This window comes from Stutzerimonas sp. 21-1 (assembly GCF_056336065.1).
In genome coordinates this window covers 2451653-2464364 of sequence record NZ_CM150500.1, presented here as the reverse complement: position 1 = coordinate 2464364, position 12712 = coordinate 2451653, and the positions used below count along the sequence as shown (strand labels likewise).

The window sequence follows — 12712 nt, the reverse complement described above, 5'->3', positions numbered from 1 at the left end:
GGACAAGAGAAAACCATGAACCAATCCAATCACGGCGCCGAGCGTGAGTCGCTGATTCTGCGGATCGTCTGGATGCTGCTGTTCTTTCTCGTCTGGCAGCTGGCCGAGCTGGTGCTGCTGGTCGTCGTGCTGCTGCAGCTGGTCCTGCGTGTACTCAAGGGTCAGCCGGACCCGAGTCTGCAGGGGTTTGGCGACAGCCTGAGCCAGTACATCGCGCAAATCGGCCGTTTCGGCACCTTCAATACCGAGCAAAAGCCCTGGCCGTTGTCGGACTGGCCGGCCCCGCGTGCCGCCGACCTGCCGAGCGCGCCGACAGCGCCGTCGACGCCCTCCACGCCACAAGAGCCAACGCCATGAAACTCTGGCTATTACGTCACGGCGAGGCCGAGCCGCGGGCGCGTACGGACGCCGAGCGCAATCTGACCGAGCAGGGGCGGCTCGATGTGCGGGCGATTGCCGTGCATCTGCGCAACCAGCCGTTGCAGACGATTCTGGTAAGCCCCTATCAGCGCGCCCAGCAGACGGCGGAAATCGTTCGTCAGGAGTTGGGTTTCAGCGGTGCGTTCGAGACCGTGCCCTGGGCGACGCCCGATTCGGACCTGCGCGAAGCCATGCTGTATCTGGACCGACGCACTGAACAGCATCTGCTGCTGGTGACGCATCAGCCTTTCGTCGGTACGCTCGGTGGCTGGCTGGTGCATGGCCAGCGTGATGAGTCGTTGCCGATGGCGACCTCCAGCCTCGCCGAACTGGAAGGCGAAGCGCTGGCCGCCGGCCTGATGCGCCTGGTCTCGCTGCGCCACGCACGCTGAGCGTCGGACCAAGCCTGCCGGCAGCCGGCAAACGTGCCATTCGATAACAACAACATGGAAATGGAGTGCGTGCCCTTGAGTATCTGGAAGCGTCAGCCCGATCTGGACAGCCTGCACAGCAACCGCAAGAACACCATCAGCGAATTGCTGGATATTCGCTTCGAGTCCTTCGACGACCAGTCCATCACCGCGAGCATGCCGGTCGATGCGCGTACCCATCAGCCGTACGGCCTGCTGCACGGCGGGGCGTCGGTGGTGTTGGCCGAGACCCTCGGGTCGATGGCCAGCTATCACTGCATCGACACCAGCCGCTTCTATTGCGTCGGGCTCGAAGTCAACGCCAACCACCTGCGCGCGCTGCGCAGCGGGCGAGTCACCGGCGTGTGCCGCCCGGTGCATCTGGGGCGCTCGACGCATGTCTGGGACATTCGTCTGCATGGCGAAGATGGCAAGCCCAGTTGCATCTCGCGGCTGACGGTGGCGATAGTGCCGCTCGCCGAATAACGCAGGCGACCCGCCCCGGTCCGTTGTTTGGCATGAATGCCGCTCACGCGGGCGCGTCGGCGCGATTGTCCGGCAGGGGTGGCCGTCTACAATGGCCTGACCTTTATCGTCGGCCGTGTCCATGTCGCAACGCATCTTCTTCGCCCATGCCAACGGCTTCCCGTCGGCCACCTACCGCAAGTTGTTCGCCGCGCTGGCGCCGGAATACCGTGTGGTGCACATGGACCGGCACGGCCACGATCCGCGCTTTCCAGTGGACGACAACTGGCACAACCTGCTGCAGGAACTGTTCGAGCAGCTGGAGCGGCTGGGCGAGCCGGTCTGGGGCGTTGGTCATTCCTTCGGCGGCATGCTGCATTACCGTGCGGCGCTGCTGCGCCCGGAGCTGTATCACGGCGTGGTGATGCTCGATTCGCCGCTGCCGACCTGGTTCGACCAGACGCTGATCTGGGCCGCCAAGCGGCTTGGCTTCATCGATCAGCTGACGCCGGCAGGGCGCACGCTGGGCCGTCGCGAGCAGTTCGGCAGCGCTGAGGAAGCGCATGCCTACTTCGCCGGCAAGACGTTGTTTAGCAGCTTCGACCCCGACTGCCTGGCCGCCTATATCGAGCATGGCCTTGAACCCGCCGGGCAGGGGATGCGCCTGCGTTTCGACCCGCAGACCGAAATCGACATCTACCGCAGCGTGCCGCATGTCACGCCCGGCTGGCCGCCGGCGTTGAAGCTTCCGCTGGCGATGGTGCGCGGCCGCGACAGCCGCGTGGTGCTGCCGCATCACGCCTATCTGCTGCGCCTGATGGCGCGCGGCGAGGCGCATCGGCTGCCCGGCGGGCACATGTTCCCGCTGGAGCGTCCGACGGAAACCGCCGATCTGCTGCGACGCCTGCTGACTCGCTGGGCTCCGGCGACCACGAACCGGGGTGCCGCATGAGCGTGGCGTTCGAGGAAGTCCGCCTGACCCTGCCGCATACCGAGGTGGCGGCGCACCTCTACGGGCCGCAGGACGGCCGCCCGGTGATCGCGCTGCACGGCTGGCTGGACAACGCGGCGAGCTTCAGCCGGCTGGCGCCGCGCCTGCCGGGGCTGCGTATCGTCGCGCTGGATCTGCCGGGACACGGCCATTCGGCGCATCGTCCGCTGGGCGCGGGCTACAACATCTGGGACTACGTGCTCGATGTGTTGCAGGTGGCCGAACAGTTCGGCTGGCAGCGTTTTTCCCTGCTCGGTCACTCGATGGGCGCGATCGTCGCGGTGCTGCTGGCTGGTGCGCTGCCGCAGCGGGTCGAGCGGCTGGCGCTGATCGACGGGGTGATTCCCTACACCGGCGAGGCGGACGAGGCACCGCAGCGGCTGGGTGCCGCGCTCGATGCGCTGCTGGCGGTCGACGACAAGCGCAAGCCGGTCTATGCGACCTTCGAACGGGCCGTCGCCGCGCGCATGAAAGGTGTCGGTGCGGTCAGCCGCGAAGCCGCCGAGCGTCTGGCCGAACGCGGCCTGATGCCGGTGCCGGGTGGCTACACCTGGCGTACCGACGCACGGCTCATGCTGCCGTCGCCGTTGCGGCTGACCCGCGCGCACGCGCTGGCGTTCGTCGCGCAGGTTACCTGTCCAACCACCCTCGTACTGGCCGAGCAGGGACTGATGACCGAACCGCAACTGCGTGAACTGACCGCGCAACTGCCGTTCGACAAACACTACCTGCCCGGTGGGCATCACCTGCATCTGGACGACGATGCCGGCGCCGCTGCGGTCGCCGCGTGCTTCGAACCCTTCTTTCGATAGCGTGTCGTCACGCAAGATGCTGTGGCAATCGCCTGCTTGACTTGCTTTTGGCAACTGGCGAGGCTGACCGGCAGTCGGCCCGTGGCCGTCTCCGCCGGCGGCAGTCAGAAGCCGGATGAAATTCGTGCAAGCAAGGGTGATGCGTTGAAAAGAGCGATGCGATGGACAGGCCTGCTGGGATTGTTGCTGACGGGCGCGCCGCTGCTGGCGGCGGACGTCGCCGGTAGCGCCGATCTCGCGGTTCTGGCGCGCTACCCGCAGGCAGAGATCGTCGATTACCGGCAGGCGCCGGTGAGCGAGCGGATCTATCCGCAGGACTCGCTCCGCCGTATCAGCGGCAAGTTGCGCATGGCCAGCCAGGTCAGCGCAGCCGGCCAGTTGACCGTCGTTACCTATCAGCTTCCCGACACCCACAGTGGCATCGAAGCCTTCACCCAGTCCCGGCGCGCCGTGCTCGATGATGGAGCAGAGCTGTTGTTCTGGTGCGAAGGCCGTGAGTGCGGCTCCAGCAGCCTGTGGGCCAACGCGGTGTTCGGCAAGGCCAAGCTCTACGGGCCGGAGGGGCAGCAGGCCTACTTGCTAGCGCGCCTGCCGCAGGCCGGTGACAGCCTGCTCGCGCTCTATGGCGTCACCCGAGGCAATGGCCGCTCCTATCTTCATGTCGAGCAGCTGGAGCCGAGCGCGCCGCTCGGTGAACTGTTGCCGAACGCGGCGACCCTGCTGCGCCAGTTGCGCGACAGTGGCGAGCTGCGCCTGCCACGCCTGCCGGATGAACCGTCGGCCGAGTGGAGCGCGCTGCTTGCCGAACTCATGCGGCTGGACAGCACCCTTCGCGTCAGCCTGGCCGGGCGTACCGGCGCCGCCTGGCGCGAAGCCCTGATCGCCGAGCGGATCGGCGCCCGACGGCTCGAGCTAGACGACTCGACCGACGCCGGGCTGCTCATCAGGCTATTGCGCTAAGACGCTTCGTCGGGCTGCAATAGCCGTCCTTTCCAGAGAGTAACCGCGCATGCTCAACAACGACCGTCTGCTGGTGCAGATCCTGCTTCTGGTCCTGCTCGGTGCCTGCCTCTGGGTACTGGCGCCATTCGCTTCGGCGCTGTTCTGGGCGGCAGTGCTGGCGTTTGCCAGCTGGCCGCTGATGCGCCTGCTGACCCGTCAGCTGAACGGCAACGCAAGCCTGGCGGCGGGATTGCTGACCTTTTGCTGGATGGTGCTGGTGGCCGTGCCGCTGGTCTGGCTGGGCTTCAACATCGCCGACCAGATTCGCGAAGCCAACGCCCTGCTGCACGACCTGCAGGTCGACGGCCTGCCAGCGCCGCCGACCTGGCTCGGCGAACTGCCACTGATCGGCGAAAGCCTGGTCACGCTGTGGAGCACGGTCCATGAGCAGGGCACGGCGCTGCTGGCCAGCGCCCGCCCGTACATCGGCCAGGTCGGCAACTGGCTGCTGGTGCGCAGCGCGCGCATCGGTGGCGGCATGCTCGAGCTGGCTCTGAGCCTGGTGCTGGTGTTCTTCTTCTATCGCGACGGGCCGCGCCTGGCGGCGTTCGTCCACAGCCTGCTGGACCGGCTGATCGGTGGCGAGCGTGCCGACCACTATCTGGAGCTGGTGGCCGGCACGGTGCAGCGCGTGGTCAACGGTGTCATCGGTACCGCAGCGGCGCAGGCGGTACTGGCCTATGTGGGCTTCAGCATCGCCGGGGTGCCGGCGGCGCTGGTGCTCGGCCTGCTCACCTTCGCATTCAGTTTCGTGATGGTGCCGCCGCTGGTCTGGGGGCCGGCGGTCGCCTGGCTGGTATGGCAGGGCGACTACGGCATGGCGGTGTTTCTCGGTATCTGGGGCATGTTCATCATCAGCGGGGTGGACAACATCCTCAAACCCTACCTGATCAGCCGCGGCGGCAACCTGCCGCTGGTCGTGGTGCTGCTCGGCGTGTTCGGCGGGGTACTGGCCTTCGGCTTCATGGGGCTGTTCCTCGGGCCGACGCTGCTGGCGGTGGCCTTCAGCCTGCTGGGCGACTGGCTGATCAAGGAAGTCCCGCAAACCACCGAGAAGGACAGCACCGGCGAGCCGATCGACAAGCCGCAGTGCTAAGGGCCCGCGGGCGGCGCTACAGCTCCAGCTCGTAGCGCGCCAGGGCGTCGTGGGCGACGATGCGTCCCAGTTCGATCAGCTCCGGCGCCTTGTCGAATTCGTAGAAGCGACAGGCGCGTTTGGGAATGTTCACCAGCACGTTCGGTGGATAGCCGGCGATCTTGTACTGCGCCAGCGACGACTGCATGACGTCGAAGCTCTGGTTGATCAGCTCCAGCAACGAGGCGGGGCCGCCGACATCCACGACGGTCGAACCGGCGGCCGACTTCGGTGCCGTCTCGCTGGACGGCGCCGCGGGCGGCTGGTCGCCGCGCAGCAGCTCGCCGGCGCGGATGTCGGCAATGTGTTGCGGTGAAAGACCGCCACCGTCCTTGCGCCAGAACGGGATGTGCGAGCTGATCGACGTCAGCATCGAATCGAAGCGCCCCGGCCGTTCGATTTCCGGCAGCGAATATTGCTTGTGGTTGTTGGCGTTGAGGTTGACCGCGATGATCAGATCGCAGTGGCTCGACACCACCGGCACGATCGGCAGCGGGTTGAGCAGGCCGCCGTCGACCAGCACGCGGTTGTCTTGCACCACCGGCGTGAACAGGCTGGGAATCGCCGCCGACGCACGCATTGCCAGCTCCAGACTGCCTTCCTGGAACCAGATCTCCTGCTGGTTGGTGAGGTCGGTGGCCACCGCCGTGAAGGGGATCGGCAGATCCTCGATGTTCACCTCGCCGAGCATTTCGCGCACCCGGCCGAAGACCTTCTCGCCGCGAATCGCACCGAGGCTGAAGCTAGGATCGACCAGGCGCAGCAGGTCGAGATAATCCAGCCCCTCGATCCAGGCGCGGTACTCGCGGAGCTTGCCGGCCGCGTAGATGCCGCCGACCACGGCGCCCATCGAGCAGCCGGCGATGCAGTCGATGGTGTAGCCACGTGCCAGGATTTCATCGATGACGCCGATGTGCGCATACCCACGCGCGCCTCCCGAGCCCAATACCAGCGCTACTTTCTTGCTCATGCGGCTTTCCCCCCGTTCTGTGTCGTTAGCTTCTCGCCGCGCACGGGTACGCCGCAAGGGGCGCTATACCAAAGCAGGCCGTCCACCACCCCGTTTGCCGCCGCTCGTCGAAGGCTTTGCTACAATCGCGGCCCGTTTTGCATGCAGCACGAGAGAGTCCGATGAGCGAACCGATCCGCCTCACCCAGTACAGCCATGGCGCCGGTTGCGGCTGCAAGATCTCGCCCAGAGTGCTGGACGTGATTCTTGCCGGCAGCGGCGCGCAGAACCTCGACCCGCGGCTGTGGGTCGGCAATGCTTCGCGCGACGATGCGGCGGTCTACGGCATCGACGAAGAGCGTGGCGTCGTCTCGACCACCGACTTCTTCATGCCGATCGTTGACGATCCCTTCGATTTCGGCCGTATCGCAGCGACCAACGCGATCAGCGATATCTATGCGATGGGCGGCGACCCGCTGATGGCCATCGCCATCCTCGGCTGGCCGGTCAACGTACTGCCGCCGGAAGTGGCGCGCGAGGTCATCGCCGGTGGTCGCGCGGTGTGCGACGCCGCCGGCATTCCGCTGGCCGGTGGACATTCGATCGATGCGCCCGAGCCGATCTTCGGTCTGGCCGTCACCGGCCTGGTGAACAAGCGCCAGATGAAGCGCAACGACACCGCCACCGCCGGTTGCAAGCTCTACCTGACCAAGCCGCTGGGCATCGGCATCCTCACCACTGCCGAGAAGAAGGCCAAGCTGCGTGCCGAAGATGTGGGCCTGGCGCGCGACTGGATGTGCACGCTCAACACCGCCGGCAGCCGCTTCGGCAAGCTCGAAGGCGTGCGTGCGATGACCGATGTCACCGGCTTCGGCCTGCTCGGCCACCTGGTGGAAATGGCCGACGGCAGCGGCGTGACGGCCGAGATCGAGTACGCGCGCGTGCCACGTCTGCCGGGTGTGGAGTACTACCTCGAACAGGGCTGCGTGCCCGGCGGTACCCAGCGCAATTTCGACAGTTACGGCGAGCGTATCGCCGCGCTCGACGAGGCGCACAAGCAGCTGCTGTGTGATCCGCAGACCAGCGGCGGGCTGCTGGTGGCGGTGGCGCCGGAAGGCGAGGCAGAGTTCCTGGCCGTTGCCGGCGAGCTGGGCCTGACGCTGGAGCCGATCGGCCGGTTGGTCGACGCGCGCAGCCATGCGGTCGAGGTGCGCTGATGCGTGGCGATACTGCTGACTACCGCGCGCTGTTCCTCAACGACATTCCGATGATGGATGCCCGCGCGCCGGTGGAGTTTGCCAAGGGCGCGTTTCCCGGCGTGGTCAACCTGCCGCTGATGAACGACAGCGAGCGGCAGAAGGTCGGCACCTGCTACAAGCAGCATGGGCAGAAGGCGGCGCTCGATCTGGGCCACCAGCTCGTCTCCGGCAAGGTCAAGGCCGAGCGGATGCAGGCCTGGGCCGATTTCGCCCGCGCGCACCCCGATGGCTACCTGTACTGCTTCCGCGGCGGGCTGCGCTCGCAGATCGTCCAGCAATGGCTGCGCGACGAGGCGGGCATCGACTATCCGCGGGTGGTCGGCGGCTACAAGGCGCTGCGCCATTTCCTGCTCGAAACCCTCGAACAGGCGGTGCAACAGTGCGACTTCGTGCTGGTCGGCGGCATGACCGGCACCGGCAAAACCGAAGTGCTGGCGCGGCTGGAAAACAGCGTGGACCTGGAGGCGCTGGCCAATCATCGCGGCTCCAGCTTCGGCAAGCGCGCCACGCCGCAGCCCGGCCAGATCGATTTCGAAAACCTGCTGGCGATCCGGCTGCTGAAGCTGCGCGCCGCCGGTGTCGAACGCTTCGCGCTGGAAGACGAGGCGCGGCTGGTGGGCCGCTGTTCGATTCCGCTGCCGCTGTTCAACGGCATGCAGCAGTTCCCGCTGGTGTGGCTGCAAGACAGCCTCGAGGGCCGTGTCGAACGGATTCTCAAGGACTACGTGATTGACCTCTGCGCCGAGTTCATCGCCGAGCAGGGCGAGCCCGGTTTCGCCGCGTTCGCCGAGCGTTTGCAGCAAAGCCTGGTCAATATCCAGAAGCGCCTGGGCGGTGAGCGCTATCAGCGTCTGGCGCTGCTGATGGACCAGGCGCTGGCCGAGCAGGCGCGCAGTGGTGCGGTGGATCTGCACCGCGGCTGGATCGAAGGATTGCTCGGCGAGTACTACGATCCGATGTACGCCTACCAGCGCGAGAGCAAGGCCGAGCGTATCGAGTTCGCCGGCGAGCAGCAGGCGGTCGTCGAATACCTGCAGCAGCGCGCTCGCACGGCCGTGTCGCATTGATTGGAAAACAACGGAGGGATGAACGATGAAAGTCTGGCTATCCGTACCCCTGCTGGCGCTGCTGCTGGTCGGCTGCGCCGGCAAGACCGCCTACCGTGACAGCTGCGCCGCCGAGCTGGACGCTGCGTGGGAGGAGCAGAGCCTGGCTGAAGCCGAAGGGTTCGCCGGCACCGTGAGCTATTCCAAGGCCATGGCCCTGCTTACCGGCGCCAAGACCCAGCAGCAGTTCGAGGCATTTCACGGCTGCGTGGAAAAGGCGCAAAAGGCGCGCTTCTACCTGAGAGAGTCGCGCGCCGGTCGCTGAACGGCAGCCTGCGCAGCGTACCTCTGCAGGACGGGTGCCGGTCAGCCGCAGGCAAAGCCGGCACCACGCTGAACACTGCGGTCCCGGCGCCGGGACCGCTCACAGTTGCCGGCCACGGCGTCGGCGCCACCACTTGTCCAGCTCCACCACCGCCAGCAGCGTGCCCCCGGCCAGCGCGCAGATGGCCCACGCCTGCGGGCTGAGCGCGGCGGTCTGGAACAACCGCTGCAGCGGCGACCAGTGGGTAAACGCCACCTGCAGCACCAGTAGCAGCGCGACCATGCTCCAGACCATCGGATTGCCGCGCAAACCGAAGTGCGCCGGTGCGTTGATCTGGCGGCTGGCAAACAGGTAGGCGATCTCGCAGAACACCAGCGTGTTGACCCCCAGCGTGCGACTGACCTCCAGGCTCCAACCCTGCCGCTGGGCAAAGAGGAACACCGCGATGCAGGCCGCCGTCATCAGCAGCGAGACCAGCATCACGCGCCAGAGCAGCTGCGCCCCCAGCAGCGGCGCGCTCGGATCGCGGGGCGGGCGGCGCATCAGGTCGGCCTCGCCGGGTTCGAAGGCCAGCGCCAGCGCCAGCGTCACCGCGGTGATCATGTTCAGCCAGAGAATCTGCAGCGGCGTGATCGGCAGCGTCAGCCCCAGCGCAATGGCGACCAGCAACACCAGCGCCTCGCCGACGTTGGTAGGCAGGATGAATACGATGGATTTCCTCAGGTTGTCGTAGACCGTGCGGCCTTCCTCCACCGCATAGGCGATGGTGGCGAAATTATCGTCGGCCAGCACCATCTGTGCCGCCTCCTTGGCCGCCTCGGTGCCCTTGATGCCCATCGCCACGCCGATATCGGCGCGCTTGAGCGCCGGCGCGTCGTTGACGCCATCGCCGGTCATCGCCACCCGTGCGCCGCAGGCCTGCAGGCGCTGCACCAGGCGCAGCTTGTGCGCCGGGCTAGTGCGGGCGAATACCGCGGTCTGCGCCAGGCGTGCGTCCAGCTCCGCATCGCTGAGCCGATCCAGCTCCGCGCCGGTGAGCGGCGGTTGCTCGCCGAGCCCGAGGCGCTGGGCGATGGCGGCGGCGGTCGCGGCATGGTCGCCGGTGATCATCTTCACGGCGATGCCGGCGCGCTGGCATTCGGCGATGGCAGCGATGGCCTCCTCGCGCGGCGGGTCGAGCATGCCGACCAGCCCGAGCAGCACGAAGTCGCCTTCGAGATCCTCGTAGGCCAGCTCATGCTGCGGCGTGCCCAGTGCGCGCATCGCCAGGCCGAGCATGCGCAGGCCCTGGCGGGCACCGTCGTCGAGCACGGCGTGCCAGTGGGTCGGGTCCAGCGGCTCGGTACTGCCGGCGGCGAACTGGTGGTTGCACACTTCGAGCAGCCGCTCCGGCGCGCCGACCAGATAGATCAGCCCGTGGCCGGCGTGGTCGTGATGCAGGCTGGCCATACAGCGCCGCTCCGAGCTGAACGGGATGCCGTCGACCCGCGGCACGTTGGCTTGCTCGTGCGGTGCCTGCAGCCCGAGCTTGCCGGCCAGGGTGAGCAGCGCCACCTCGGTCGGGTCGCCGGTGATGCACCAGCCATCGCCTTCGCGCAGCAGGCTGGCGCTGTTGCACAGCAGCCCGGCGCGGGCCAGCTCCAGCAGGTCGCTGGCCTGTTCCGGCTCACAGGGCTGGCCGTCGCCGGTGCAGACCGCGCCCGTCGGTGCGTAGCCGACGCCCTGGATGTGATAGCGGTGCTCGGCGGTGAAGACCTGCTGCACGGTCATTTCGTTGCGCGTCAGGGTGCCGGTCTTGTCCGAGCAGATCACCGTCACCGCACCGAGGCTCTCGACCGCCGGCAGCCGGCGGATGATCGCCCGCCGTCGTGCCATGCGCTGCACGCCGAGCGCCAGGGCGATGGTCAGCACGGCGGGCAGACCCTCGGGAATCGCCGCGACCGCCAGGCCAACGGCCGCCAGCAGCATCTCGCTGGAGGAGTAATCGCGCAGCGTGACGCCAAACACATAGGTGCCGAGCGCCAGCGCCAGGATGATCACGGTGAGGACCTTGGCGAAGCGCGCGACGTCGCTCAGCAGCGGCGTCTGCAGGCTGACCACTTCGCCGAGCATGTGGCTGATCCGGCCTAGCTCGGTCTGCCCGGCGGTTGCCACCACCACGCCGTAACCGTTGCCGGCGCTGACCAGCGTGCCGGAGTAGGCCATGCTGCGGCGATCGCCGAGGCTGGCGTCATGACTGACCGGCTCCACCTGCTTGCTGCTGGGCAGCGATTCGCCGGTCAGCGCGGCCTCTTCGATACGCAGGTCGCGGCATTCGAGCAGGCGCAGGTCGGCCGGGACCCGGTCGCCGGGTTCCAGCAGCACCAGATCGCCCGGTACCAGTTCCTCGGCCGGCACGCTGAGCGTGTGTCCGGCGCGGCGCACGCGGCTGTCGAGCGTCAGCAGCTTCTGGATGGCGCGCATGGCCTGTTCCGCCTTGCCTTCCTGAATGAAGCCGACCAGCGCGTTGATCACCACCACGGCGACGATCACCGCGCTGTCGAGCCATTCGCCGAGTGCCAGAGTGACCAGCGCCGAGAGCAGCAGTACATAGATCAGCAGGTTGTGGAACTGCAGCAGCAGGCGCTTGAACGCACCGTTGCCGCCGCGCTGCGGCAACCGGTTGGGGCCGAACTGCTGCAGGCGCTGCTGCACCTGTTCGGCGCTCAGGCCGCTGTGGGTGCTGTCCAGTTGCTGCAGGATCTGCTCGGCGGGTTGCGCGTGCCAGCTGTCTGGTTCGGCCATCGAAGCCTCCGGTCGACTAGAGAGACGTCAAGCCTAGGCGGGTCGGCGAACCGCTGCATGGTTCTGGATCAAGCGTCGGGTCACAAACTCGTTACCCGGCATGTCCAACGCTTTGCCTGCCCGTCGTCGATCAGTAGCATCGGCCGGACCTACAGAGGAGAGTCGCATGCGCACCCGATTGGACGCCTGTCTGCGCGCGGTCAATGAAGTACTGCTCGGCAAGGAAGCACAGGTGCGACTGGCACTGGCCTGCCTGCTGGCACGGGGTCACCTGCTGGTCGAGGACATGCCCGGCATGGGCAAGACCACCCTCAGCCATGCGCTGGCCAAGGTGCTCGGGCTGGAGTTCCAGCGCATACAGTTCACCTCCGATCTGCTGCCCGGCGACATCCTCGGCACGTCGGTGTTCGACAAGGACAGCGGCCAGTTCGTCTTCCATCCCGGGCCGATCTTCGCCGAGCTGATCCTCGCCGACGAGATCAACCGTGCCACGCCCAAGAGCCAGAGCGCGCTGCTCGAAGCCATGGAAGAGGGCCAGGTCACCATCGAGGGGGCTACCCGTGCGCTGCCGGAACCGTTCTTCGTCATTGCCACACAGAACCCGGTGAGTTCCGGCGGCACCTTCGCGCTGCCGGAATCCCAGCTTGATCGTTTCCTCATGCGCGTCTCGCTGGGATATCCGGCCCGCGCCGCGGAAAAGGCGCTGCTGCTCGGCGAGTCGCGGCGCGACCTGCTGGCGCGGCTTGCGCCGCTGCTCGAACGCGCCGAGCTGTTGGCGCTGCAGGATGCCGTGGCCGGCGTGCGGGTCAGCGATGCGCTGGTCGACTACGTGCTGCGTCTGGTGGAAGCCACCCGTACCCAGCCGCAGTTCGCCTGGGGCCTGTCGCCGCGCGGCAGCCTGGCGCTGCTGGCGGCGGCGCGCGCCTGGGCGTTTCTCGACGGGCGCGATTACGCGATTCCCGAGGATGTGCAGGCGGTGCTGCCGACGGTGGTCGGCCATCGCCTGCGCGAACGTGCCGATGCTTCCGGCCACGGCGGTGGCGCGCTGGTGCAGTGGCTGCTGCGCGAAGTGCCGGCGCTCTGACGGTGCTGACGATGACGCCACGGCTGGACG

General features: G+C 67.2%; 13 protein-coding genes. 11 read left to right on the top strand and 2 right to left on the bottom strand.

Going from position 1 to position 12712, the window contains the following annotated elements; translation table 11 throughout:
- Window positions 1-15 precede the first annotated feature (15 nt).
- The 7 genes from AC0ZJQ_RS11895 to AC0ZJQ_RS11865 all read left to right on the top strand — a co-directional run bounded on the left by AC0ZJQ_RS11895 (window position 16) and on the right by AC0ZJQ_RS11865 (window position 5196).
- On the top strand, window positions 16-357 hold the full coding sequence (locus AC0ZJQ_RS11895; protein ID WP_008570239.1) for a DUF4389 domain-containing protein: 342 nt from the start codon (window positions 16-18) through the stop codon (window positions 355-357).
- Window positions 354-812 (top strand): phosphohistidine phosphatase SixA, encoded by a 459-nt coding sequence (sixA, locus tag AC0ZJQ_RS11890; protein WP_102829303.1) that lies wholly within the window; start codon window positions 354-356, stop codon window positions 810-812. The genes AC0ZJQ_RS11895 and sixA overlap by 4 nt, the downstream gene beginning before the upstream one ends.
- Window positions 813-887: 75 nt before the next feature.
- Window positions 888-1316 (top strand): hotdog fold thioesterase, encoded by a 429-nt coding sequence (locus tag AC0ZJQ_RS11885; protein WP_008570237.1) that lies wholly within the window; start codon window positions 888-890, stop codon window positions 1314-1316.
- Window positions 1317-1437: 121 nt separating this feature from the next.
- On the top strand, window positions 1438-2247 hold the full coding sequence (locus tag AC0ZJQ_RS11880; protein ID WP_008570236.1) for an alpha/beta fold hydrolase: 810 nt from the start codon (window positions 1438-1440) through the stop codon (window positions 2245-2247).
- A complete protein-coding gene (locus tag AC0ZJQ_RS11875) occupies window positions 2244-3098 on the top strand; it encodes an alpha/beta hydrolase (protein ID WP_165594653.1) in 855 nt (284 codons plus the stop codon). Before AC0ZJQ_RS11880 ends, AC0ZJQ_RS11875 begins: the two co-directional genes overlap by 4 nt.
- A 156-nt stretch (window positions 3099-3254) precedes the next feature.
- Entirely contained in the window at window positions 3255-4058 is an 804-nt protein-coding gene (locus AC0ZJQ_RS11870; RefSeq protein WP_476476708.1) for a DUF4892 domain-containing protein, read from the top strand.
- A 49-nt stretch (window positions 4059-4107) separates the two neighbouring features.
- A complete protein-coding gene (locus AC0ZJQ_RS11865) occupies window positions 4108-5196 on the top strand; it encodes an AI-2E family transporter (RefSeq protein WP_476476707.1) in 1089 nt (362 codons plus the stop codon).
- 16 nt (window positions 5197-5212) lie between these two features.
- Here AC0ZJQ_RS11865 and AC0ZJQ_RS11860 read toward each other — a convergent pair whose 3' ends face one another.
- A complete protein-coding gene (locus AC0ZJQ_RS11860; RefSeq protein ID WP_102829298.1) occupies window positions 5213-6205 on the bottom strand; it encodes a patatin-like phospholipase family protein in 993 nt (330 codons plus the stop codon).
- Between the two features lie 161 nt (window positions 6206-6366).
- On the opposite strand from AC0ZJQ_RS11860, the gene selD reads away from it, so the two are divergent.
- From selD to AC0ZJQ_RS11845, 3 genes are read left to right on the top strand one after another with little or no spacing between them, the layout of a single operon-like run.
- On the top strand, window positions 6367-7401 hold the full coding sequence (gene selD / locus AC0ZJQ_RS11855; RefSeq protein ID WP_476476706.1) for a selenide, water dikinase SelD: 1035 nt from the start codon (window positions 6367-6369) through the stop codon (window positions 7399-7401).
- Window positions 7401-8510, top strand: coding sequence for a tRNA 2-selenouridine(34) synthase MnmH (mnmH, locus tag AC0ZJQ_RS11850; RefSeq protein WP_476476705.1), 1110 nt, complete (start codon window positions 7401-7403; stop codon window positions 8508-8510). Before selD ends, mnmH begins: the two co-directional genes overlap by 1 nt.
- A 25-nt stretch (window positions 8511-8535) precedes the next feature.
- Window positions 8536-8814, top strand: coding sequence for a hypothetical protein (locus tag AC0ZJQ_RS11845; RefSeq protein ID WP_476476704.1), 279 nt, complete (start codon window positions 8536-8538; stop codon window positions 8812-8814).
- Window positions 8815-8913: 99 nt separating this feature from the next.
- On the opposite strand, the gene AC0ZJQ_RS11840 is transcribed toward AC0ZJQ_RS11845, so the two are convergent.
- A complete protein-coding gene (locus tag AC0ZJQ_RS11840; protein ID WP_476476703.1) occupies window positions 8914-11598 on the bottom strand; it encodes an HAD-IC family P-type ATPase in 2685 nt (894 codons plus the stop codon).
- Between the two features lie 166 nt (window positions 11599-11764).
- On the opposite strand from AC0ZJQ_RS11840, the gene AC0ZJQ_RS11835 reads away from it, so the two are divergent.
- The gene (locus tag AC0ZJQ_RS11835) at window positions 11765-12682 is read left to right on the top strand and encodes an AAA family ATPase (RefSeq protein WP_003289818.1); all 918 of its coding nucleotides are present in this window, start codon (window positions 11765-11767) and stop codon (window positions 12680-12682) included.
- Window positions 12683-12712 lie beyond the last annotated feature (30 nt).

Coding starts and splice junctions, on each gene's coding strand:
- AC0ZJQ_RS11845 (WP_476476704.1), top strand. CDS start 8,536: ATGAAAGTCTGGCTATCCGTACCCCTGCTGGCGCTGCTGCTGGTCGGC.
- AC0ZJQ_RS11840 (WP_476476703.1), bottom strand. CDS start 11,598: ATGGCCGAACCAGACAGCTGGCACGCGCAACCCGCCGAGCAGATCCTG.
- AC0ZJQ_RS11860 (WP_102829298.1), bottom strand. CDS start 6,205: ATGAGCAAGAAAGTAGCGCTGGTATTGGGCTCGGGAGGCGCGCGTGGG.
- AC0ZJQ_RS11880 (WP_008570236.1), top strand. CDS start 1,438: ATGTCGCAACGCATCTTCTTCGCCCATGCCAACGGCTTCCCGTCGGCC.
- AC0ZJQ_RS11895 (WP_008570239.1), top strand. CDS start 16: ATGAACCAATCCAATCACGGCGCCGAGCGTGAGTCGCTGATTCTGCGG.
- sixA (WP_102829303.1), top strand. CDS start 354: ATGAAACTCTGGCTATTACGTCACGGCGAGGCCGAGCCGCGGGCGCGT.
- AC0ZJQ_RS11875 (WP_165594653.1), top strand. CDS start 2,244: ATGAGCGTGGCGTTCGAGGAAGTCCGCCTGACCCTGCCGCATACCGAG.
- selD (WP_476476706.1), top strand. CDS start 6,367: ATGAGCGAACCGATCCGCCTCACCCAGTACAGCCATGGCGCCGGTTGC.
- AC0ZJQ_RS11835 (WP_003289818.1), top strand. CDS start 11,765: ATGCGCACCCGATTGGACGCCTGTCTGCGCGCGGTCAATGAAGTACTG.
- AC0ZJQ_RS11865 (WP_476476707.1), top strand. CDS start 4,108: ATGCTCAACAACGACCGTCTGCTGGTGCAGATCCTGCTTCTGGTCCTG.
- mnmH (WP_476476705.1), top strand. CDS start 7,401: ATGCGTGGCGATACTGCTGACTACCGCGCGCTGTTCCTCAACGACATT.
- AC0ZJQ_RS11870 (WP_476476708.1), top strand. CDS start 3,255: ATGCGATGGACAGGCCTGCTGGGATTGTTGCTGACGGGCGCGCCGCTG.